We start from the raw sequence: 1022 nt of genomic DNA on the forward strand, positions 1-1022 counted from the left end.
GGCGGTCTCCAGGTCCTAGTGCAACACCGGGGTTTCGTACGGTCTGCCCAGTATCTCGTTGAGGGCCTCGGCTGGTGTGCGCCAGTCGAGGGTCTTGCGGGGTCGGCCGTTGAGTTCGCGGGCGACAGCGGCAAGGTCCTCGGGGGTGTAGCGGCGCAGGCTGGTGCCCTTGGGGAAGTACTGGCGCAGCAGACCGTTGGTGTTCTCGTTCGAGCCTCGCTGCCAAGGGCTGTGGGGATCAGCGAAGTAGATGTCGATGCCAGCGTCGACGGCGATCCGGTGGTGCATCCCCATCTCTTTGCCGTTGTCCCAGGTCAGCGACCTGCGTAGCTCCTCTGGAAGCGCGGCGATCGTGGGAGTCAGGGCACGGTAGAACTCCTCGGCGGTACGACGCCCAGGCAGATGGACCAACATCACGTAGCGCGTCGAGCGCTCGACCAGGGTCCCGATCGCCGAGCCGTTGTGCGCACCCACGATCAGGTCACCCTCCCAGTGCCCGGGCACCGCGCGGTCCTCGACCTCGGCGGGGCGCTGGCTGATCGGAATGGTGCCCACCAGGTGCCCACGCCCCGACCCTGCAGCCGCGCGTCCGCCGCGCGGTTGGCGGCGTTGACGTTGGGTGCGCAGGTGCCCGGTGAGTTCGCGTTTGAGTGACCCGCGGGCCTGCACGAACAGCGACTGGTAGATCGTCTCGGCACTCACGCGCATCACAGGATCATCCGGGTGGTCGCGACGCAACCGGTAGGCGATCTCCTGCGGCGACCACCGCTGCCTCAACCCCGCGATCACGTAGTCACGCAACGGACCCGGCTGGGTCAGCTTGCCCGGCCGGGCATGCGTCGTGCGTGCGGCCCTCTCGGCGCGCTTCTGCGCCGCCAACGGTCGATAGACCCCATCACGATTGCGGTAGCGACACCGCTCGCGGCTGATCGTGGACTTGTGCCGCCCGAGCACCTCGGCGATCTGGGCGATGCTGGCCCCAGCGGCCAGCATCAACCCGATCGTCTCTCGCTCCTGAGAGG

The 1022-nt window shown here is 68.0% G+C and carries 1 protein-coding gene; it reads right to left on the reverse strand.

Features of this window, described 5'->3' with window-relative positions; translation table 11 throughout:
* Positions 1–15 precede the first annotated feature (15 nt).
* A partial coding sequence (locus tag AC6EH9_RS20050; protein WP_498425452.1) for an IS30 family transposase occupies positions 16–1022 on the reverse strand: 1007 nt, incomplete at its 5' end.

This window comes from Nocardioides sp. Z21_20 (genome assembly GCF_059766585.1).